The 22778-nt window shown below is 54.2% G+C and carries 19 protein-coding genes and 1 riboswitch; of the genes, 9 read left to right on the top strand and 10 right to left on the bottom strand.

All coding sequences use genetic code 11. From position 1 onward, the window contains the following. Positions 1 to 28 precede the first annotated feature (28 nt). From moaA to LF929_RS08235, 4 genes are all read right to left on the bottom strand, one after another. Positions 29 to 1018 (bottom strand): GTP 3',8-cyclase MoaA, encoded by a 990-nt coding sequence (gene moaA / locus LF929_RS08250; protein ID WP_226093660.1) that lies wholly within the window; start codon positions 1016 to 1018, stop codon positions 29 to 31. Next, positions 1006 to 1150: riboswitch (molybdenum cofactor riboswitch) on the bottom strand. Its footprint overlaps the gene before it by 13 nt. Before the next feature lie 337 nt (positions 1151 to 1487). Next, on the bottom strand, positions 1488 to 1628 hold the full coding sequence (locus LF929_RS08245) for a DUF2474 domain-containing protein (protein ID WP_168365477.1): 141 nt from the start codon (positions 1626 to 1628) through the stop codon (positions 1488 to 1490). Next, entirely contained in the window at positions 1628 to 2635 is a 1008-nt protein-coding gene (cydB, locus tag LF929_RS08240) for a cytochrome d ubiquinol oxidase subunit II (protein ID WP_038908323.1), read from the bottom strand. Before cydB ends, LF929_RS08245 begins: the two co-directional genes overlap by 1 nt. A gap of 1 nt (position 2636) precedes the next feature. Further along, positions 2637 to 4046, bottom strand: coding sequence for a cytochrome ubiquinol oxidase subunit I (locus tag LF929_RS08235; protein ID WP_038904727.1), 1410 nt, complete (start codon positions 4044 to 4046; stop codon positions 2637 to 2639). 594 nt (positions 4047 to 4640) lie between these two features. Here LF929_RS08235 and yvcK point away from each other — a divergent pair. Then, the gene (gene yvcK / locus LF929_RS08230) at positions 4641 to 5561 is read left to right on the top strand and encodes a uridine diphosphate-N-acetylglucosamine-binding protein YvcK (protein ID WP_226093661.1); all 921 of its coding nucleotides are present in this window, start codon (positions 4641 to 4643) and stop codon (positions 5559 to 5561) included. A 353-nt stretch (positions 5562 to 5914) separates the two neighbouring features. On the opposite strand, the gene LF929_RS08225 is transcribed toward yvcK, so the two are convergent. The 6 genes from LF929_RS08225 to bioB all read right to left on the bottom strand — a co-directional run bounded on the left by LF929_RS08225 (position 5915) and on the right by bioB (position 13219). After that, positions 5915 to 6799 carry an FRG domain-containing protein gene (locus LF929_RS08225; RefSeq protein WP_226093662.1) on the bottom strand — a complete coding sequence of 295 codons (885 nt, stop codon included), beginning with the start codon at positions 6797 to 6799 and terminating at the stop codon, positions 5915 to 5917. Between the two features lie 39 nt (positions 6800 to 6838). Next, the gene (uvrB, locus tag LF929_RS08220; RefSeq protein ID WP_016942626.1) at positions 6839 to 8851 is read right to left on the bottom strand and encodes an excinuclease ABC subunit UvrB; all 2013 of its coding nucleotides are present in this window, start codon (positions 8849 to 8851) and stop codon (positions 6839 to 6841) included. A 733-nt stretch (positions 8852 to 9584) separates the two neighbouring features. After that, entirely contained in the window at positions 9585 to 10265 is a 681-nt protein-coding gene (gene bioD, locus LF929_RS08215) for a dethiobiotin synthase (protein WP_226093663.1), read from the bottom strand. Beyond that, positions 10258 to 11040, bottom strand: a complete 783-nt coding sequence (gene bioC / locus LF929_RS08210) for a malonyl-ACP O-methyltransferase BioC (protein WP_226093664.1) — start codon at positions 11038 to 11040, stop codon at positions 10258 to 10260. The genes bioD and bioC overlap by 8 nt, the downstream gene beginning before the upstream one ends. After that, positions 11027 to 12181 (bottom strand): 8-amino-7-oxononanoate synthase, encoded by a 1155-nt coding sequence (bioF, locus tag LF929_RS08205; protein ID WP_226093665.1) that lies wholly within the window; start codon positions 12179 to 12181, stop codon positions 11027 to 11029. The genes bioC and bioF overlap by 14 nt, the downstream gene beginning before the upstream one ends. Beyond that, positions 12182 to 13219, bottom strand: coding sequence for a biotin synthase BioB (bioB, locus tag LF929_RS08200; protein ID WP_226093666.1), 1038 nt, complete (start codon positions 13217 to 13219; stop codon positions 12182 to 12184). It abuts the gene before it with no gap. Positions 13220 to 13308: 89 nt separating this feature from the next. Here bioB and bioA point away from each other — a divergent pair, with 89 nt between their 5' ends. From bioA to cdd, 8 genes are all read left to right on the top strand, one after another. Then, positions 13309 to 14601 carry an adenosylmethionine--8-amino-7-oxononanoate transaminase gene (gene bioA, locus LF929_RS08195; protein WP_210175551.1) on the top strand — a complete coding sequence of 431 codons (1293 nt, stop codon included), beginning with the start codon at positions 13309 to 13311 and terminating at the stop codon, positions 14599 to 14601. A 514-nt stretch (positions 14602 to 15115) separates the two neighbouring features. Beyond that, positions 15116 to 16483, top strand: a complete 1368-nt coding sequence (locus LF929_RS08190) for an MFS transporter (RefSeq protein ID WP_210175550.1) — start codon at positions 15116 to 15118, stop codon at positions 16481 to 16483. A 29-nt stretch (positions 16484 to 16512) separates the two neighbouring features. Beyond that, on the top strand, positions 16513 to 17292 hold the full coding sequence (locus tag LF929_RS08185; protein ID WP_038904738.1) for an AraC family transcriptional regulator: 780 nt from the start codon (positions 16513 to 16515) through the stop codon (positions 17290 to 17292). A 215-nt stretch (positions 17293 to 17507) separates the two neighbouring features. Then, positions 17508 to 17993 carry a hypothetical protein gene (locus tag LF929_RS08180; protein ID WP_226093667.1) on the top strand — a complete coding sequence of 162 codons (486 nt, stop codon included), beginning with the start codon at positions 17508 to 17510 and terminating at the stop codon, positions 17991 to 17993. 320 nt (positions 17994 to 18313) lie between these two features. Next, positions 18314 to 20278: a glycoside hydrolase family 3 protein gene (locus tag LF929_RS08175; protein ID WP_226093668.1), complete on the top strand. Its 1965-nt coding sequence runs from the start codon at positions 18314 to 18316 to the stop codon at positions 20276 to 20278. A 324-nt stretch (positions 20279 to 20602) separates the two neighbouring features. After that, positions 20603 to 21013 carry a CidA/LrgA family protein gene (locus LF929_RS08170; protein ID WP_038904741.1) on the top strand — a complete coding sequence of 137 codons (411 nt, stop codon included), beginning with the start codon at positions 20603 to 20605 and terminating at the stop codon, positions 21011 to 21013. Continuing rightward, positions 21013 to 21711: a CidB/LrgB family autolysis modulator gene (locus tag LF929_RS08165; protein ID WP_193744472.1), complete on the top strand. Its 699-nt coding sequence runs from the start codon at positions 21013 to 21015 to the stop codon at positions 21709 to 21711. Before LF929_RS08170 ends, LF929_RS08165 begins: the two co-directional genes overlap by 1 nt. 177 nt (positions 21712 to 21888) lie before the next feature. After that, positions 21889 to 22776, top strand: coding sequence for a cytidine deaminase (gene cdd / locus LF929_RS08160; RefSeq protein ID WP_226093669.1), 888 nt, complete (start codon positions 21889 to 21891; stop codon positions 22774 to 22776). The last annotated feature ends 2 nt before the right edge of the window (positions 22777 to 22778 follow it).

Below are 22778 nucleotides of genomic sequence, written 5' to 3'. Positions count from 1 at the left end.
TATGCGTGATACCGTATTGCGCGGCTGCTTAGCCGCCAATAAAGGAAAGATTCGGGGTAATGCCGCTGTTGCCGTCATGCAGAAAATGCGACTCTCGTTTGCTGCCAAGGCCGCCGGAAATACGCAATTTCAGCGCGTCCAGTTGCTCGTCATCCATCAGCAAATCGCGCAGTGGAATGCCTTGCTCACCAAACAGGCACAGATGCAAATTACCGATAGCTGAAACCCGCAGGCGATTGCAGCTCTGACAAAAGTCTTTTTCATACGGCATGATTAGCCCCACCTCACCCTGATAGTCCGGGTGTGAAAACACCTGCGCCGGGCCGTCACTGCGCGAACGAACCTGCTGTTGCCAGCCTTGCTGTAACAGACGCTCGCGAATCACCTGCCCGGAAACATGATGGCGGCGGAACATCTCCCCCCCTTCGCCGGTTTCCATCAGTTCGATAAAGCGCAGTTGGATAGGCCGGGTGCGGATCCATTCCAGAAAGGTGTGCAGGCTGTTGTCGTTAACATCACGCATCAGTACGGTGTTGACTTTCACCCGCTGGAATCCGTTAGCGAAAGCGGCATCGATGCCGTCCATCACCTGACGGAATTTGTCCTGCCCGGTAATGGCGTGAAACGCCCGGGCATCCAGACTGTCGACACTGACATTGAGCGCCGTCAATCCGGCATCACGCCAGCTCGCGACATCCCGTGCCAGCCGGTAACCGTTAGTGGTCACCGCCAGCGTACGGATAGCCGGGTTTTCACGAATCGCAGCGATAATGTCGACAAAATCCCGTCGTAAAGAGGGTTCGCCGCCGGTCAGGCGCACCTTTTCCGTGCCCAATTCGGCAAACGCCCGCCCAACACGGCGGATTTCATTCAACGACAAAAAACGATGAGGGGTCGCGCCATTGGGTTGATAGCCGTCCGGCAGACAATAAGTGCAACGGAAATTACAGACATCCGTTATCGACAGACGCAAATAGTAGAACTTGCGCGCAAACGCATCGGTCAGTTGACTCACCATAAACACCTTTCCAAATACGGGAGATGCGGGCATTTCTACCCTGCACCCTGGTGACCCTCAGGTCACGGCCAGGAAACCCTATTCGCGCTGACTCTCGAACGTAGGTTCCAAGGCTAGGAGTTTGATTTCCCGGCATCGAACACCGATGTCGGATAACCGTGATTACTTCATGAAGTCTATCGCCAAATCAAGTCATCCGTCACTGAAAATGCGGTATATAATCTTGTATATAGCGGATTTCATTCACTATTTTCACGCTCAGCATAGCGGAAATCCGATCAATTTTTCTGACCTGTATCATGGTATGACCGATATCCTCTACTCCCATCGGAGTAAACCGCCTCCCAATGGCGACAGGTTATACAGTTAACACAAACTGCCCGCGATGCTACCGCGGGCGGTTTGTGCTCATGCCGAGGCCAATACCAATTGATGCCAATTGATGCCAATTAAAGTATGTGACTCATAGTTAGTGGGTTTTCAGCCCGGCAGCCGTCATCAGCAGGCGAAATACCGTTGCGACTACACCGAGTGCGAGCACACTGGCTCCCCATAATATGACCATCCATAACAGCCGCCGCCATAGCGATGGCGCGTTTGTACCGGCCATCAGTGGTATCCCTCCTCAGGCCGTACCTTTCCCCGGAACACGTAGTAACTCCAGAAGGTGTACCCCAGAATAACCGGGATGATCAGCAATGCGCCGAACAGCATAAATCCCTGGCTCTGCGGTGGCGCAGCCGCGTCCCACAGGGTCAATCGCGGTGGAATGATCATCGGCCACAGGCTGATACCCAGTCCGGTAAAGCCTAGGAAGATAAGCCCCAGCGTCAACAGGAAAGGCGCGTAATGTGCCTGGCGGCGAACGCCACGCACAATACCTGCCGCACACAGCACCACCAAAATCGGAACCGGCAGGAACCAAAACAGATTGGGCAACGAAAACCAGCGCTGCGCAATGACGGGGTGAGCCAGCGGCGTCCACACGCTGATGACGCCAATGACCACCAGCAACAGCGCCACCAGCGACGGTGCCAACGCCGACATACGGCTATGCAGCGACTGTCCGGTTTTCATGATAAGCCAGGTACAGCCCAGCAGCGCATACGCCACCACCAGTCCAACGCCGCAAAACAGCGAAAACGGAGTCAGCCAGCCGAATACCGGGCCGGAAAAATGGCGATCGGTCACCTCAAAACCATTGAGCACCGCCCCGACGGTCACCCCCTGAAAAAAGGTCGCCACCACCGATCCCCACAGGAAGGCACGGTCCCAAAACGGACGGTGTGACGGCGTCGCTTTGAAGCGAAACTCGAAGGCCACGCCGCGAAAAATCAGCCCCACCAGCATCAACGTCAGCGGGATGGTCAGCGCATCGACGATCACCGCGTAAGCCAGCGGAAAGGCACCAAACAACCCGGCCCCGCCGAGCACCAGCCAGGTTTCGTTGCCATCCCACACCGGGGCGACGGTATTCACCATCACATCCCGGTCGGCTGGGTTTCGGTGAGTCAGAAATAAAATGCCGATGCCCAGATCAAAACCGTCCATCACGATATACATCAGAGTGGCGAAGATAATGATGGCGAACCAGACAACAGAAAGCTCAATACCCATGTTATTTCCCCTCTCCCAACACGTCCTGCGCCGCCGATAACGGTCGCGCTGGTGTCTGCGCCAGTCCCGGTTCACCGTTGGGCGCCCCCTCTCCCGGTTGCGGTCCTTTTTTAATCAAGCGCACCAGATAGGCATACCCCACGCCAAATACCGACAGGTACACCGCAATAAATAGCAGCAAACTCACGCTCATCTGCAAGTCACCGTGTGCCGATACCGCCTCACGGGTGCGTTGCAGGCCGTAAACCACCCACGGCTGGCGGCCGACTTCGGTGGTGAACCAACCGGCCAGAATGGCGACTAACCCCGACGGCCCCATCAGCAAGGTGAACCACAAAAATGGCCGCGACTGATACAAGCGCTGACGCCAGCGCAGCCACAACCCCAGAACCCCGAGCAGGATCATCAGCATTCCCAAACCGACCATGATGCGAAACGACCAAAACACCACCGGCGAGTTGGGCCGTTCGTCTTTAGGGAAGCTCTTCAATGCCGGGACCTGTTTATCCAGACTGTGGGTCAGGATCAGGCTACCCAGATAAGGAATTTCCAGCGCATAGCGGGTGGTTTCACGTTCCATATCCGGCCAGCCCACCAAAATCAGCGGTGTCGGTTCGCCGGGTGGGTTATCCCAGTGGCCTTCAATCGCGGCAATTTTAGCGGGCTGGTATTTCAGCGTGTTCAGACCATGCATATCGCCCAGCAACGCCTGAATGGGAGCGACAATCAACGCCATCCAGAGCGCCATCGACAACATTTTGCGAATTGCCGGGGTATCGTTGCGACGAAGCAAATGCCAGGCGGCAGACGCGCCGACAAAAAAGGCGCTGGCAAGAAATGCCGCCGTCGCCATATGCATCAGTCGGTACGGGAAAGAGGGATTGAAAATAACCGCCAGCCAGTCTACCGGCACCACCACACCGTTATGAATTTCGTGCCCCTGCGGGGTCTGCATCCAACTGTTGGAGGCGAGGATCCAGAACGTGGACATGATCGTACCGAGTGCCACCATGCACGTCGCGAAAAAGTGCAACCCCGGCCCAACCCGCTGCCAGCCAAACAACATGACACCGAGAAAACCGGCTTCCAAAAAGAATGCGGTCAGCACCTCGTAGGTCAACAGCGGACCGGTAATACTGCCAGCAAACTGCGAAAAACCGCTCCAGTTAGTACCAAACTGGTAGGCCATCACCAGACCGGACACCACACCCATACCAAAGTTAACGGCAAAGATTTTCGACCAGAAATGGTAGAGATCACGGTAGTCGCGGTTTCTGGTTTTCAGCCACAACCCTTCCAGCACAGCCAGAAAACTGGCCAGCCCAATAGTGATGGCGGGAAAAATGATATGGAAGGATACCGTGAACGCAAACTGTATCCTTGCCAGATGAAATGCATCGAGTCCAAACATGCCTTACCCCTGGACTGTTATCAGCCCTGCTATCGTTTTACTTGTCGGCTGGCACGCAGGCCAGAATCAGGAAACAGCGCCGACGTGCGCCGATGACATAACGCGCGGGAAATATCGCGCCGAGACGAGATACCACCGGCACTGATCTTAAAATGGGCAGGAGTGAATGGGTATAAACAGTCTGCGTTATTTAGACTATAACAGTCTGAATGTTATTTAATAAATCCATTATCGAACCATAATAAAATTAAAATATAATTTCTAAAAACCTTTAAAAACAAATAAATGATAAATATTGATAGAAATATAACAGAATAATTTATTAAAAATTAAATCAGGAAAGAATATATTCCCTCTCCCTTGATATCGGTCGTTGTCCCCTCTGTATCGTTGCCTGTGCTGATGTGCCGCCAGCTTGTTCACCACCAAGCCTTCCCAGCGTCACGGTGCTGTTTGCTGCCCCTCGGGTGAACATCATTGACCCCATCGATACCTGGCGCTGAAATTTTCTGTTGGCACTTATGCAGCTTTCACCAAAGATGTGGTATATAACCGCTACTTTTTAGGGTAGATAACCGGAATATAAGGGCAGGTATGGGTAATCGCACGTTGGCGGAGCTGGGTAGCGTGGTCGCGCTGGGTGGCGGCCATGGACTGGGGCGCGTGATGTCATCGCTCTCCTTTCTCGGCTCGCGGCTGACAGGCATTGTCACCACCACCGACAATGGCGGCTCTACCGGGCGCATTCGCCGCTCGGAAGGCGGCATTGCCTGGGGCGACACCCGTAACTGTCTTAATCAGTTGATCACCACGCCCAGTGTCGCCTCTGCCATGTTTGAATACCGCTTCAACGGCAACGGCGAGTTGTCCGGCCACAACCTGGGTAATTTGATGCTCAAAGCGATGGACCACCTCAGTGTGCGTCCACTGGAAGCCATCAACCTGATACGTAATCTGCTTAACGTCGACGCGCTTTTGATCCCGATGTCAGAGCAGCCCGTCGACCTGATGGCGATTGATACGCAAGGCAACCCGGTGTATGGCGAAGTGGCGGTCGATCAACTCGCCGCACTGCCGCAAGATCTGATGCTCTATCCAAACGCACCGGCCACACAAGAGGCGTTGACGGCGATAGCAGAAGCAGACCTGATCCTGATAGGGCCAGGCAGTTTCCTCACCAGCCTGATGCCACCTTTACTGCTGACCGATCTGGCTCAGTCGCTGCACGACGCGCGTGCGCCGGTGGTCTATATCGGTAATCTGGGGACTGAACAAAGCCAGATAGCCACCCGTCTGACACTGGCCCAAAAGCTGCAACTCATCGAAAGCAAGATCAACCGGCGCATCATCGACGCCGTTGTCGTCGCACCCCAAACCGATACCCACGGCGTGAACGACCGCCTGATTATCCAACAGCCGCTGGGGGCACAAGATGTCCCCCACCACCATGATCGCCAATTGCTGCAGGCCGCGTTAGAGCAGGCCGTGCAAGCGCTGGGGCTGTGTCTGGCTTAAATGGATTTATATTGAGATAGCGTAAAATTTCGTGCGCGACAAACCTTCATATTCCTTATTAAACAATAAATTGCGCACGACAAGGAGAGGCTCACACGCCGCCTCTCCTTGACCACTGGCTGAGAGGCTAAACTGCGCCGCTACGCGGTGCCTTCGGCGTTCATCGCCGCTATTCGGGCCGCCTGCGACGCGCTCCCGACGCGGCGCAGACTTTCGCGGCATCCATGCCGCTCACCCGGCGTCGATGCTCGCCTCAGCGCAGTTTTTTACGCCGGAAATACTCACAATAACGATTCAACTAGCCCTGCATCCACTTAAAAATGTAGTGTTCATTTTTGATTAAAAAGTGAAACTCACAATGCAACTTTTTTATATTTTTCAGCTATTATTTTTGCTGTTCTATCTAGTTCAGGAAATAACATACCCTCGTTAATTCCTAATGAGTTCAATTCATCTCTGATGTTTCTCTTCGAAGAATAATCAATAGTTAGATGCCCTGCCCGGATGGGATTATTCCTTCTTTCATCTGTGATTTCTCTTACGCCATATATAAAGAATGCTCCTGATTGCGCGATAATCCTTTTATTGTTGAGTTTTGGTTTAACATACAATGGAAAAAGAAGATCTTTTGGGTTGATATTTTTTTCGAAATTAGGTTTTTCCATGCCAATAAAATAGCAAAGTTTTTTGACAACATTCTCTCCATTAAACTCTTCAATTGAAGACTCTGAGTCTATTAATGCAAACAGTTCTTTTTTCTCTTCAATTTTTAAATTCGCAATATTCGCCATACAGCTAACTGTATCACTGTCAAAATATTTTTCTCTTTCATTTTGAATATAAAATGCTGAAATTTTTGCATCAACCTCACCTTTTTCTTTTATTTCTTTTTCTGGTGTTTCTTCTGTTGCAAACCATAAAGCCACCAACGGGTTAGTTGTTACATCCAGCAACCGAGTTGGTGCACCAAAATGCTGCATTCTTACTAGTCTATCAAACATACACGAATCATCACGAAACTCTTCAGAGTGGGGGATAATTATATCCCTGGATATAGCGTATTCATCCTCATATTGTCCATCATCCCTAAAAATTTTAGGAATAAAATGCCAAGTTTTGTTCCGTTGCCCCCGGTAAGCCGTAGGCTTTTTACCATCTTTATTCATTTCCATCACTGCGGAAATAAAATCAGCGACAGATTTAATAGGCTCATCTTTTTTTTCATTCTCAGATTTCATGGTCCTCTCTTCCTGAAAGATTATCTGTTCATACATACGTCAGGATGCCGCAATAAACTGCTCGCGCAGCGCGTGGATTTCGTCGCGCAGACGGGCGGCCTCTTCGAACTCCAGATTCTGTGCATGGGTCAGCATCTGGCTTTCCAGCTCACGGATTTTCTGATCCAACGCTTTCGGCGACAGTTGCTGATACCGGGCCGCCGGTTCCGCCGCTTTCTTGCCGCGGCCTTTGCCCTTGCCGTTGACAGACTGACCAATCTGCAAAATGTCGCCAATCTTCTTATTCAGCCCCTGCGGCACAATGCCATGCTGCTCGTTGTAGGCCTGCTGTTTCTCACGGCGGCGTTGGGTTTCATTGATGGCGCGCTCCATCGACGGCGTAATCCTGTCGGCGTACAAAATCGCCTTGCCGTTAAGGTTACGCGCCGCACGGCCAATGGTCTGAATCAGCGACCGCTCCGAGCGCAGGAAGCCTTCTTTGTCGGCGTCCAGAATCGCCACCAGCGACACTTCCGGCATATCCAGCCCTTCACGCAGCAAGTTGATACCCACCAACACGTCGAACTCGCCCAGTCGCAAATCACGGATGATTTCTACCCGCTCCACGGTATCAATATCCGAGTGCAGGTAACGTACCCGCTCGCCATGCTCTTCCAGATACTCAGTCAGGTCCTCCGCCATACGTTTGGTCAGGGTGGTGACCAGCACACGCTCGTTAATGGCCGAACGCTTGCGGATTTCCGACAGTAAATCGTCCACCTGCGTGGTGACCGGGCGCACTTCCAGCACCGGATCCAGCAGGCCGGTCGGCCGCACCACCTGATCGATTATCTCGCCGCCAGATTTTTCCAGTTCGTAATTACCCGGCGTCGCCGAAACATAAATGGTCTGCGGTGCCAGCGCTTCGAATTCCTCAAACTTCATCGGCCGGTTATCCAGCGCCGAGGGTAAGCGAAACCCGTATTCCACCAGCGTTTCTTTACGCGCCCGGTCGCCACGATACATGCCCCCCAGTTGCGGGATAGTCACGTGGGATTCGTCAATCACCAGCAACCCATCGGCGGGCAGGTAATCAAACAAGGTTGGCGGTGGTTCGCCGGGGCCGCGTCCGGACAAAAAGCGGGAGTAGTTTTCAATGCCGGAGCAATACCCCAGCTCATTCATCATTTCCAGATCGAAGGTGGTGCGCTGTGCCAGCCGCTGCTCTTCCAACAGTTTATTGTTGGCCAGCAACACCTGACGGCGCTCCGCCAGTTCGACTTTGATCTCTTCCATCGCCTGCAAAATACGTTCGCGTGGCGTCACATAGTGGGTTTTCGGGTAAATGGTGTAACGCGGTACGGTTTGCACGATGTGGCCGGTGAGCGGGTCAAACAGCGACAGCCGCTCCACTTCTTCGTCAAACAACTCGACCCGCAGCGCTATCTCATCGGACTCCGCCGGGAAAATATCGATGACCTCACCGCGAACCCGGAAGGTGCCACGGCTAAAGGCCTGATCGTTACGGGAATATTGCAACTCCGCCAGCCGACGCAAGATAGCACGCTGATCAATCAGCATGCCTTGCGTCAGGTGCAGCATCATCTTCAGGTAGAGATCCGGGTCGCCCAGACCGTAAATGGCGGATACCGACGCCACCACTACCACGTCACGCCGCTCCAGCAGGGCCTTGGTCGCAGACAACCGCATCTGCTCGATATGTTCGTTAACCGAAGCATCCTTCTCGATAAAGGTATCGGAGCTTGGCACATAGGCTTCAGGCTGGTAGTAATCGTAGTAAGACACGAAATACTCCACCGCGTTGTCCGGAAAAAATTCCTTCATTTCGCCATACAACTGCGCGGCCAGGGTTTTATTCGGTGCCAGCACCATGGTAGGCCGGTTAAGATCCGCAATCACGTTAGCGATGGTAAACGTCTTGCCGGAGCCTGTTACCCCCAACAATGTCTGATGCGCCAGCCCGTCTTCCAGCCCCTCTTTCAGACGACGTATCGCTTCAGGTTGGTCGCCTGCGGGCTTAAAGGCAGAATGCAGTTTGAACGCTTTACTCATGAACAAGACACCCGGATAAAAAACGGTTGGAATCACGCATCAGAGGCGAGTCGGCATGACCCGCATCATCGACAGGAAAGGGATACGTCTAGTATGAAAACCCCCAGCCAGATTTGCCAGCCTCATATTACTGGATATAAAAACAGCATCAAGTAATTCTTAACCATTGACCACACACCAGCACGTGCCCTCGTTGACTAGCACAGAGTGATGTTGCTATCCAGCAAAAAATCACGCATTTATCCCCAGAAATGCTGTTTCTCAAATTATCAACTACGACCAGTGCCGGTAATTTATTCAGGTATGGTGTGCTGACATAAAAGTGACTTGATTTTAATTAATTTATTGATTTAAAAGCACTTCACAAAAAAGCGGAGTTTAGCACCAAACCCGGTGCAACCCGCGCCAGCTCTTGGCTGGCGCGTTTTTTCTAACCCTAATACACACAGTTATCCACAGAAATAGTGGATAACTCCCACAAGCGCCCGCGCCTCCTGTATTGGCGTCTTTCGTTACCTTGGCCCGTTAGAGACCGGCAAACGACTTTTAAACAAAATTTCCATGTTTGACGTGCCGCTTATTATAAAAAAAAGTGCTAAATGACACAGACTTAGCAAAAAGAAAAACTGCTGACCCAGTGGTTAGATCAGCAGTTTTCAAGATGGTTTTCTCTATCAATTTCAATTAGGAACAGGGATAAAACCACCACCCACGCAACATTCACCCAACTTCGTTAACCTGTTAGTAAAGTGATGTTTAAGTAATCACCGATATCCTGCTGAAACGGCTTGGATAAATACGGGATTTCGCCTAACAGCGGCGCCGGAAGGTTATCTTGTAACGTCTGCAAATAGGCGCGGTGATAACGCCCTGGCGGCTGCATGACATTGGCAATCCACCCAGCCAGCCTTACACCCGCGTGCTGCACGGCCTGCGCGGTGAGCATGGCGTGATTGATGCACCCCAGTTTGACGCCGACGACCAAAATCACCGCTAACGCCTCGTCCTGTACCCAATCAGCAAAGGTTTGCTGTGCGGAAAGCGGCGTAAACCAGCCGCCCGCCCCTTCAACCAGGACCCAGTTCGCCTGACGCTCAAGCTGGCGCAGGCCGTCGCTGAGGGTAGAAAAGTCAATCGGTCGATTTTCCTCTGCACTGACGATATGGGGCGATGTCGGTTCCATAAAGGCCAGCGGATTAACCGCGTCGTAAGGCAGTGCCAGTGTGCTGTTAGCCTGTAGCTGCAATGCATCGCTATTGCGGACGCCCTGTGGGGTTAGTTCACACCCGGACGCCACGGGCTTATAACCTGCGGTACAGTATCCAGCACGACGGGCAGCCTGCAACAGCGCCACACTGGCAACGGTTTTCCCCACTTCGGTATCGGTTCCGGTTACAAACCAGCGCTCAGTCACGGTAAATCACTCCAAAAATGCGTTGATAGGTCAGCGGATAGCCTTGTGGGTGACGGCTATAATGCGTAGCCAGCGCTGTCAGTTGCCGACGGTTCAGGCCGCGCGGCTCCCGCCCCTCCCGCAACCAGGTTGCCCCCACACCTTTGACGGAGCGCATCAGCGCCAGTACATCGGGGAAATAGCATGTCGCGGGGGCCGGCGAGATATCCGCTTGGTAACGACGGCAGGCTGAAACAATGGCTTCCAGCGACAAGAATCGATTAATACGCAGGGAGCCATCCAGTTGCTGCCAGGCGTCATCCAGTTCGGCCAGCGTCCCCTGCGCCAGCGTACAAAAGGCAATCACCCCGCCAGGCCGGGTGACCCGATAAAGCTCAGCCAGACCGGCGGCAAAGTCATCACACCATTGCATCGCCATATTGCTAAAACTGATATCCACGCTGCCATCCGCCAGCGGTAAGTGCTCGATATCCCCCAGCAGGTAGTGTGTCGCTGCCTGACGCTGACGCGCCATCGCCAGCATATCCACTGACAGGTCCAGCGCCGTCACCCGTTTCCCGCGCGCCTGCCAGCGCGCACTGAAATAGCCGGTACCACAACCGGCATCCAGCAGTTCACCGCCGTGATGTTCACCGACCAGAGTCATCAGGTGTTCGCCGCTCTCACGCTGTAGTGCGGCAAAGCGGTCATACTGTGAAGCCGCCCGGCCGAAAGCACGGGCGATCGCCTGTTTATGAGGGGGCGACGCGTTCAACACCCCGTCAACCTGCGTCATGCAACACCTCCAGCAGTCTGTCTATATCGTCAGGCTGATGACTGGCTGTCAGGGTAATGCGCAAGCGTGCTGTACCCGGTGGCACGGTGGGCGGCCGTATAGCATTGACCCACAGCCCCGCGGAGCGCAATTGCTGCGACAGCGCCAGCGACCAGGCGTTATCACCGACAATCAGCGGCTGAATGGCGCTTTCTGATGCCAACAGGCGAAACGGCAGGCCAGCAGCCCCCTCGCGAAAACGCTGAACATTCTGCGCCAGCGCATCACGCCGGGCCTCGCCATCATCGCCGCGAATGACAGCCAGCGCCGCTGACAGCGCGCAGGCTTGCGCCGGTGGCATGGCGGTGCTGTATATCAGATGACGGGCAAACTGTAGCAAGTATTCCGCAATCGCCTGGCTACACAACACCGCCGCACCGCTGACGCCAAAGGCCTTGCCGAAGGTGACGATCAGCAATTCAGGTTTCACCCCCTGTTGCGCGCAACAGCCGCGACCGTACTCCCCCAGCGTGCCGATACCGTGGGCATCATCCACCATCAGCCAGGCGCTATGCTCGCGACAGCACTGGTGCAATGCCGCCAACGGTGCGGTATCGCCATCCATGCTGAATACCCCTTCGGTGACCACCAGCGACTGCCCCCCCACCGGCTTTTCCAGCAATGATTGCAACGATTCCGGCTGGTTATGGTGAAAGCGGCGTAGCGTCGCGGGTGACAGGCTGGCGGCTTCCAGTAGCGAGGCATGGCTGAGCCGATCCGCCAGAATACGGTCGCCCTCTGCCATCAGCGCGGTTATCACCGCCTGATTCGCGGCAAAGCCGGAGATCATCAGCACAGCCCGGTCATATCCCAGCCAGTCCGCCAACTGTTGCTCCAGTTGTTGGTGTGCGGTGGTATAACCGGTTACATGACCGGAGCCGCCACTGCCCACACCGAACTGCTGCGCCCCTTGCTGCCAGGCGCGCACAATCGCCGGATGCTGGCTCAACCCCAGATAATCATTACAGGAAAAATTGAGATAACGTTGTTGCTCGCGCACCAGCCAGCGACCGCTGCCACCGTCATTAGCCAGACGCACCCGGTAGGCGTCTTGCGCCTGCCGCTGTGCCAGCGCCTGATCGATCCGTTGCTGCCAGCTCATTTATACCGCCGCGTTGTAATATTGCTCAGTATCGGTATGCAGCAATTGCTCGGTCAGATGCTGCTGTTGCTGGTTGTCGCCATATTCGGTTTGGGTTTGCTGCGGATTAAGCCCCAGTTTGCGAAACAGCAACAGGTCCTTATCTTCTTTCGGGTTTGGCGTCGTCAGCAGCTTGCAACCATAAAAAATGGAATTGGCACCCGCCATAAAACACATCGCCTGTGTCTGTTCGCTCATCTGTTCACGACCAGCGGATAGCCGCACATAAGACGTCGGCATCATGATGCGTGCCACCGCAATGGTGCGGATAAAATCGAACGGGTCCACATCGTCGTTTTCCGCCAGCGGCGTGCCCTTCACTTTCACCAGCATGTTGATGGGGACACTCTCCGGCGGCGTCGGCAGATTGGCCAGTTGCACCAACAGGCCAGCACGGTCACGCACCGTTTCCCCGAGCCCGACAATCCCGCCGGAGCAGACTTTGATACCTGCACCACGGACTTTATCCAGCGTATCGAGCCGCTCCTGATAGGTACGGGTGGTAATGATGTTGCCGTAAAACTCCGGCGAGGTATCCAGGTTGTGGTTATAGAAATCAAGCCCGGCCGCCGCCAGTCGCTGGGCCTGATCGCCATGCAGCGTACCCAGCGTCATGCAGGTTTCCATACCCATCTCTTTCACGCCACGCACCATCGATTCCAGATACGGCATATCGCGCTCGTGAGGATTTTTCCACGCCGCGCCCATACAGAATCGGGTCGAGCCTGCGGCTTTTGCCTGACGGGCAGACTCCAGTACCTGCTCAACCTGCATTAGCCTTTCGGTTTCAATGCCGGTGCGGTAACGGGCGCTTTGCGGACAATATTTGCAATCTTCCGGACACGCGCCGGTTTTGATGGATAACAGTGTGCTGACCTGCACCTGACGGGAGTCAAAGTGCTGGCGATGCACCTGCTGTGCCTCAAACATCAGTTCCAGAAACGGCTCATCAAACAGGGCTTGCGCCTGTTCCAGTGTCCAGTTTACGCGTTCGGTCATCGTCATTGCTCCGGGTAAAAAAGTCTCGCCAGTGTAATTTATGTGGGTATACTGTCAACCAAATTGAGATCAGATTAGTTGACAATAGTATGAATCAGGATGACCTGAACTTCGACCTGCGCCATATCTGGCACCCTTACACCTCTATGACGTCCCCACTGCCCTGTTATCCGGTCACCGCTGCCAGCGGCTACCGGTTGCAACTGGCTGATGGCCGCCAGTTAGTGGACGGCATGTCGTCTTGGTGGGCGGCGATTCATGGCTACAATCACCCACGCTTGAATCAGGCGCTGCAAGCACAACTGGCGCAGATGTCGCATGTCATGTTTGGCGGCATCACCCATCCGGCGGCGGTGGCACTGTGTCGCCAGTTAGTGGCAATCACCCCAGTTGCACTGGAGTGTGTGTTTTTGGCCGACTCTGGATCGGTGGCGGTAGAAGTGGCGATGAAGATGGCGTTGCAATACTGGCAGGCACGCGGGAAACGTCGTCAGCGTTTTCTGACACTGCGCCACGGCTATCATGGCGATACCTTCGGCGCGATGTCGGTGTGCGACCCGGACAACTCGATGCACAGTCTTTATCAGGGATATCTGCCACCGCATCTGTTTGCCGATGCGCCGCGCAGCGGGTTTGACCAGCCGTGGCAACAGGAAGATATATCGGCGTTCAGCGCATTGCTGCAACAGCATCAGCGTGAAATTGCCGCCGTCATTCTGGAACCTATCGTGCAGGGTGCGGGTGGTATGCGCTTTTATCATCCCGAGTACCTGCGACAAGTCCGTCAGTTATGCGATCAACACGGCATCTTGTTGATCGCCGATGAAATCGCCACCGGGTTTGGCCGCACCGGGCGTCTGTTTGCCTGCGAACACGCCGACGTCACGCCGGATATACTGTGTCTTGGCAAGGCGCTAACCGGTGGCTACATGACACTGTCCGCCACCCTGACCACCCGTGCGGTCGCCGAGACCATCAGCAATGGCGAGGCCGGATGCTTCATGCATGGCCCGACCTTTATGGGAAACCCGCTGGCGTGCGCCGTGGCCCACGCCAGCCTGACACTGCTAGCAGAAAATCACTGGCAAGCTCAAGTGACGGCCATCGAAGAGCAACTGCGTCAGGCGTTGCTGCCGCTTAGGGACGCAGCCGCGGTTGCCGATGTACGGGTGTTGGGTGCTATCGGCGTGGTGGAAACCCACCGGCCGGTCAATATGGCAAACCTGCAACGGTTCTTTGTCGAACGGGGAGTATGGATTCGCCCCTTTGGCAAACTGATTTATCTGATGCCACCGTTTATCATTGAACCGCAGGCCTTAGCACAATTAACTCACGCTATCGCGGATGCCGTGAGTGGTGCCCATACCTCGTTTTTCCACTGATCCATACTTTCTGCTTGCCTGCCTGGATATTTAAACGCCAGGCAATCCCCCTCCGGAATAATTATCAGCGTGCTGGTAAAATATTTACCTTTTTATTTTCTTAAAAAAACCTGAATTCATTTTTAGGGGCCAACATTATTAAAAAAATTGGTTCCTATTAATGTCTGTTTTATTCGACATTCTGTCCTGAATGGTCATTCTCCATAAGCATCAACGTTGCTAGTATTCCTATCGTATATGGAATTTCAAGCAAAGGATCAGCATGCTCTATTTGAAGCAAAAAGTAGAGCTATTGGCAGTGCTGATATACAGCCTGATATTATTTATCCTGATGATGGAGTCTCTAGCGAAGCAAAAATACATTTTCGATATTTATCTCAAAGCATATTGGAATTATAGATAAATCAGAATACCACCATGGGTTACTCATGAATAACCCCATGACCGAACAGACACAGGCGCTGGTCGTTAATTTCTCCGAATCTTCTCATATACATAGCTGGGGTCCTTTCGCATGAAAGAACACGCTCTGAATGCGGCAGCAATGCCGCAACCTAAAACACGTTTAGGTGTGGTGGCGATTGTCGCCACCCTGTTTCTTGCCGCGGTGGATAGCACCATTGTCAGCACCGCACTGCCAGCCATGCGTGATGAGTTGGGCCACGCCGAACTCTGGCCCTGGATCATGTCCGGCTTCTTACTGCCCGTGGCATTGATTGCTCCGCTGGCTGGTGCCTGCGCTGACCGCCTCGGTGTTTCCATCACGCTGAAAACCAGCCTGATCATCTTTCTGGCCGCCTCGGTTCTGGCTGCCGTCAGCCCGACGATGGGCTGGCTGATTGCCGCACGCGTCTTGCAAGGGTGTAGCGCTGGCGGCCTGATTGTATTGACCTACGCGTTACTCGCCAGTCTGTTTGACGCCAGCCAGCGAGGCAAAATGCAAGGCATGCTCAGCGCTGTTTGGGGGCTTGCCGCTATTATTGGCCCACTGTGCGGTAGCGTATTAACCCATTGGTTCGGATGGCGGTCTATCTTCTGGTTCAACCTGCCCGTCGGGCTGGGTGCGTTGCTGTTGCTGGTGTTTACGCCGACGGTGGGCAAGCGACAAAACACGGTTCGCCTCGATATGACCGCACAGTTGGCGCTCATCGTGCTAGCCAGCGTGCTGATGTGGCTGATGACCAGTTCATCGCGCCTGATGATGCCCTGGTTTGCCCCTGTCGCGCTGGTACTGATTAGCGCTGGATTCCTGGCCTTGCGCCTGCAAAAACAACCGCTCAGCAGCCCGATTCCCGTCGAATTTTTCCGCCGCGGTGCGCTGTTCTCAGTCATTGTACTGGTCATGCTTTCCAGCGCAGGTCTCTATGCCTCCGTCACCTTGCTGCCTCTGGCACTCAGTCAGTCTGGTGGTACGCTGTTATCGGGTGGGCTGCTGATTATGCTGGCTGCGTTAGGCTGGGTCGTCGGCTCTGCCGTATGCGGCAACCTGCTCGCTAAGCGGGGATATCGAACGATGGCGGGTGCCGGAATGGCGTTACTGGCTATCGGCTGTATGGTGATGAATGCTGCGCTGACGCTTAATAACACGTTGGTTATCGCGTTGGCACTGGTCATGATTGGTCTGGGGATGGGACTCACCGCCACCACCACACTGGTACTGGCTCAAAACAGCGCACCGCCAGAGCGTCTGGGTGCCAGGACCTCAACCATCCAGTTTTTACGCAATATTGGCGCAGCCGTTGGCGTCAACCTGTTGGCGACGCTGCAACAGCATATTCAGACAGGAAATACATATCAGACTTGTTTCGCATTATTGGGGGGAAGTATGCTGGTAGGCGTGATTTTTTGTTTCCTTATCCCCAATTACTATCAAAAATCCTGACAGTAACGGGCAACACTGACGGATGCATAATGGACGACGTGATCCACCAGCATGACGCTTTTTTTACCGAGCGTATTCTTGATTCAGTTTCCGTATCTGAAAATGTACCGCACCAGCACACTCAGGGACAGTTTGTTCTGGTGCGTCAGGGAATACTGTACGGTCACACGGCATTTCGAAACTGGTTGATTAAACCGGGCATGGCGGTATGGATCCCGCCGAATGTCGTGCACTGGGGGCATGCCTTACATCGGGTTGATTTAACCGTGCTGTATGTTGCCCCCTCGCTGTGCCACTGCTCGTCGAGTGAGATAAAACTGTTGGATGCGTCCACGTTTATCGTCGGCTTGTGCGAACGCCTGGCCTTTGCACAGACCACACTGAGCGATGAACGTCGCGATCGCATCCTGCAACTGCTCTTCGAAGAAATCGAGGAAATGCCCTCCAGCAACCTCTCCCTGCCCCTACCCGGCGATCACCGCCTGAAAAAAATCACTGACTGTCTCATCGCCACACCGGCATTACGCCGCAGCCTCGCTGACTGGGGAAAACTGGTGGGGGCGACGGAACGTACGCTGGCCAGACTGTTTGTGCGTCATACCGGGCTACGCTTCACCGAATGGCACAATCGCCTGTTATTATCCGAAGCCTGGCGCGGACTGGCAGACAATAAATCCAATGATGAGCTGGCCATCCAGCTAGGATTTTCATCCAGCGACTCCTTTGGGCACTGGTTTCGCCGCATGACTGGCAATAGCCCCAGCCACGCACGCCGACACCTCAACACACAAAACTCTCCCACGCCCTGAGTTCTCCCAAACCACGATACGCCCACAGGCTTCCCGGCGACTACCATCGGTGTTCTGCCAGAACACTGATGGCCACATCGCCTCATTGACGTGAATTGTCACTTTCATTCGATACCATGACTTTATCGAGCATTCCCGGCTTGGTCGTACTGCGTTACCGTAAGCACACTAGGATTTACGATAAAACACGATTCACGATAAAAAAGGAATGACCCATGCTGGAATATAACCTGATGAAATTGCTGCATGCGCTGGCTGCAGTGGCTGCCACTGGCCCGTTACTGTTTGCCCCCTGGCTTTCATGGCGGTTGCAATCCTGCCAACAGAACCCCGAAAAGCAACTACTGCTCAGTGGATTAACCATTACCGACAGATTTTACAACGTGGCAGGTTGGCTGCTGATGATAAGCGGGGCTGTCATGCTGTGGCTGGATGACTGGCACCGCTTATTCCAGTTGTGGTTTGTCCTGAGCGTGGCGTTTTTCGTCATCGACTCTATCGCAGAAAAGAAATGGCGTGACCCGGCCACGACCGCATTGGACACCACTGGCCCCGGTGAACCAGGCTGGTTACTGCACACCTCCCGACTACACCGCGCGGTGTTAACCCAAATGGGGTCAACCAGCCTGATTCTGCTGGCAATGCTATTGCATAACCAGTTGACGATGAGTCTGCTAAGCATCACCTCATTTATCCACTAAGCCTGACCAGATTCATTCACCACCTTTATTATGCACTATTACGCACAGCGCAATGACAGCTGCCACCCGCGCCGGTGGCAGCACGCAGTTCACCACTATTTCTTTGAACTCTATCCAGAATTTTACCCCGCTGACTTGAAGGCCACCTGAAGGCTGCACTAGTGTTGATGTGGACTATTGATGTGAATTGCTAATGTGAATTGTTAATGTGAACGACCTCTCTGACAGGACAATGGCGTGCACCCTCCCACATGCGCTGTGAAGCGGTGTTGTTGTTGTCTGCGACCGCTGTACCACCTCAAATAACGAGAAATCTACACATGGAAAAAAGTGCGATACGACAAAAGGCGCTTCTCATCGCGCTACCCTTACTGTTTTCCCCTCTGGCAAGCGCAGTACAACAGGCCGTGCTCGATACCCGTGGCGCACCGTTGATCAAGGTCAACGGGCTGACATTTAAAGACCTGAACCGCGACGGAAAACTCAACCCGTATGAAGACTGGCGTTTACCTGCGGCAGAGCGGGCGGCGGACCTGGTCTCACGCATGACGCTGGCAGAAAAAGCTGGGGTGATGATGCACGGTTCCGCGCCAACGGCAGGCAGCGTCACCGGTGCCGGTACGCAATATGACCTCAACGCGGCAAAAACCATGATTGCCGATCGCTACGTCAACAGCTTTATTACCCGGCTTTCTGGCGATAACCCGGCTCAGATGGCGGAAGAAAACAATAAATTACAGCAACTGGCGGAAGCCACCCGATTGGGGATCCCTATCACTATCAGCACCGACCCGCGTAGTTCGTTCCAGTCGCTGGTTGGTGTCAGTGTATCGGCCGGTAAATTCAGCAAATGGCCGGAAACGCTTGGACTGGCGGCGATTGGCGACGAAGAACTGGTCAGGCGCTTTGCTGATATTGTGCGCCAGGAATACCGCGCCGTCGGCATCACCGAAGCGTTATCACCGCAGGCAGACCTCGCCACCGAACCACGCTGGCCGCGTATTGATGGCACCTTTGGCGAAGACCCCGACCTGACGAAAAAAATGGTGCGCGGTTATGTCACCGGTATGCAGAACGGTAAAAATGGCCTTAACGCACAAAGCGTCATCTCGATAGTAAAACACTGGGTCGGGTATGGTGCGGCAAAAGACGGCTGGGACAGCCACAATGTTTACGGCAAATACGCGCAATTCCGGCAAAACAACCTGCAATGGCACATCGACCCGTTTACCGGCGCGTTTGAAGCCCATGCGGCGGGCATCATGCCGACTTACTCCATTTTGCGAAACGCGCGCTGGCACGGCAAACCCATCGAACAGGTCGGTGCCGGGTTCAACCGTTTCCTGCTCACTGACCTGCTGCGCGGACAGTATGGTTTTGACGGCGTCATCCTCAGTGACTGGCTTATCACCAACGACTGCAAAGGCGATTGCCTCACCGGTGTGAAGCCGGGTGAAAAACCGGTGCCGCGTGGTATGCCGTGGGGTGTGGAGAAACTGACACCCGCCGAACGCTTCGTCAAAGCCGTGAATGCCGGGGTCGATCAGTTCGGCGGCGTCACCGACTCAGCGCTGCTGGTGCAAGCGGTGCAGGACGGCAAACTGAGCGAGGCTCGCCTTGATACCTCCGTCAACCGCATTCTGAAACAGAAATTCCAGACCGGATTATTCGAGCGTCCCTACGTTAATGCCACACAAGCTAACGACATCGTCGGCAAGGCAGACTGGCAACAACTGGCAGACGATACCCAGGCTCGCTCGCTGGTCTTGTTGCAAAACAACAATCTGTTACCGCTGCGTAAAGGCAGCCGGGTCTGGCTACATGGCATTGCGGCAAACGCCGCGCAGGAGGCTGGTTTTATCGTCGTGAATACGCCAGAGCAGGCAGATGTGGCGCTGATCCGTACCCACACCCCATACGAACAGCCACACAAGAACTTTTTCTTTGGCAGCCGCCATCATGAAGGGTCGCTGGCATTTCGCAACGACAACCCGGACTATCAGGCTATCGTGCGTGCCAGCGCCAGGGTGCCAACTTTGGTCACCGTCTATATGGAGCGGCCTGCCATTCTGACCAATGTGGTGGATAAAACCCGCGCACTGGTCGCCAACTTTGGCGTTAGCGATAGTGTATTGCTCAACCGACTGATGTCAGGCGCGGCTTATACGGCAAAATTGCCGTTTGAGCTGCCGTCTTCTATGTCGGCGGTGCGCAACCAGCAGCCCGATCTCCCTTATGACAGTGCAAAACCGCTGTTCCCATTCGGTTATGGCCTGCCTCACTAAGCCCGCGTCACGGTTCAATATCATGTAATCCATGCCATTTAGCCAATGGCATGGAAGCAATATGATGGAACCAATGTGATAGAGCGAACGTAACAGACTTAATAGCTAGCGTAATGGTGTAATGGCATAAACGTCGCCCCGGAGTTATGGGGCGGCGCTCTATCCCCCTACTACCCAGACTGCTCTTTTCCCCCATTCAATCAGCGGCAATTCATGAAAAACCGTACAACAGAGGCGAAACTCTCCCCCTCATTTTTGTGATTCGTAGCACACTGACGACATTAGCGTTATCATCACCTTAACGGTTCTCCAGGATTTTCCCCTATGCGCAATACCATCACACTGTGCTGGCAGTATTTACGCGCTTTCGCATTGATTTATCTGTGTCTGTTTATTGGCAATGCGATATCCGCGTTACTTCCGATTACCATTCCCGGCAGCATTCTCGGCATGTTGGTGCTGTTTGCCTTGCTGGCATCGCAAATTCTGCCGTCGCGCTGGGTCAAACCGGGTTGCCAGTTGCTGATCCGCTACATGGCACTACTGTTCGTGCCTATCGGGGTGGGGGTGATGAACTATTATGGCGTTGTGCGCGACCAGTTCGGTCCCATCGTCGTCTCCTGTCTGGTCAGCACATTTGTGGTCATGACCGTTGTGGGTTACACCACCCAGATGATGCACCGTGACCGAATACCGCCAGACCGAAACACCGCAGACACGAAGGAAGAGAAATAATGCTGAATTATCTGTGGTGGTCACTACCGCTAACACTGGTGGTTTTCTTTGGTGCCCGCAAAGTGGCATTAACGTTGAAAATGCCGTTACTGAACCCGCTTCTGGTCTCAATGCTGGTGATCATCCCGCTGCTGCTGGTTTTGGATATCCCTTACAATCATTATTTTAGCGGTAGCGCCATCCTCAACAGTCTGCTGCAACCTGCGGTGGTGGCGCTGGCCTTACCGTTGTATGAACAGCTACACCAAATCCGCGCGCGCTGGAAATCCATCATCAGCGTTTGTTTTATCGGCAGTGTTACCGCCATTATTTCTGGCACCGTGATTGCCTTGTGGCTCGGTGCCTCGCGGGAAATCGCTGCCTCCGTGCTGCCAAAGTCAGTCACCACACCAATCGCTATGGCCGTTGCCAGCGCTATCGGCGGCATTCCGGCCATCAGCGCCCTGTGTGTGATTCTTGTTGGTATTGTCGGCGCGGTGATGGGCCACACGCTGCTTAATCGGCTGAATATTCACGCTAAATCCGCCCGGGGACTGGCGATGGGAACCGCGTCACACGCATTGGGTACAGCTCGTTGCGCGGAAGTCGATTTTCAGGAAGGTGCCTTCAGCTCGCTGGCGCTCGTTATCTGCGGCATCATTACCTCGTTGGTCGCGCCATTCCTATTTCCGGTGATCATCCGCCTGATGGGGGCATAACGCCCCCTCCATCTGTTTTTTCTGCTTTTACCCGGCCTGAAACCTGCGAGATATCTCGCATTTGTGATTTCTTTTTCATTCATTTCATTCTAAAAGTGATAATAATCACAAATATTAGCTGTATCACTGTCCACACTTGGGTCAGTACGCCTTGTAAACCGGGGAAGAGAAACCACCATGCAAGCACGCTTTCATGACGCCTTCACGCAACTGCCTGCGACGCTACAAACCGCGTTGGCTCCCATACTGGCGCGTGACGATTTCGCCGCCATGCTAACCGCCGACGACGTCCGCCAGATTTGCGCCCACTGTCAGCTCGACGCCGATGAACTGGCCTTTACCTTGCTGCCGCTGGCCGCCGCCTGTGCACTGACACCGGTTTCTGATTTTCACGTTGGCGCCATCGCACAAGGAGTCAGCGGCGCATTCTACTGGGGCGCTAATATGGAATTTGACGGCCTGCCGTTACAGCAGACTGTCCATGCCGAACAAAGCGCGATTAGCCACGCCTGGTTGCGCGATGAGCCTGCACTGCGCGCGGTAACCGTCAATTACACGCCCTGTGGTCACTGCCGCCAGTTCATGAATGAACTGAACAGTGCGCCTGACTTGCGTATTTGTCTGCCGGGACGGGCGGCAGCGGCGCTCAGCCATTACCTGCCGGATGCCTTTGGCCCGCGTGATTTAGCGATCAACACCCTGTTGATGGATACCATCGATAATGGATTAACACTGGCAACGGACGACACGCTGTGCCAGTTAGCGCTAGCCGCCGCCAACCGCAGCCACGCACCGTACAGCAAGGCGTTTAGCGGTATCGCGCTAGAGACGCGGCAAGGCCATCGCTACACCGGACGTTATGCGGAAAACGCTGCATTCAACCCCAGCCTGCCTCCTTTGCAGGCGGCACTGAATCTGGTCAATCTGGCGGGCGAAGTATTCAGCGATATTCAGCGGGCGGTTCTGGTGGAGTCAAGCCATGCCGCACTCAGTCAGTGGAGTCTGGCCCAACCGTTGCTGGCCTCGTTGGGGTGCACCGCACTGCACCACGCACTGGCCGATTGAAG

The organism is Dickeya oryzae (genome assembly GCF_020406815.2).
Classification (GTDB): domain Bacteria; phylum Pseudomonadota; class Gammaproteobacteria; order Enterobacterales; family Enterobacteriaceae; genus Dickeya; species Dickeya oryzae.
This window is presented reverse-complemented; position numbering and strand designations above follow the sequence as displayed.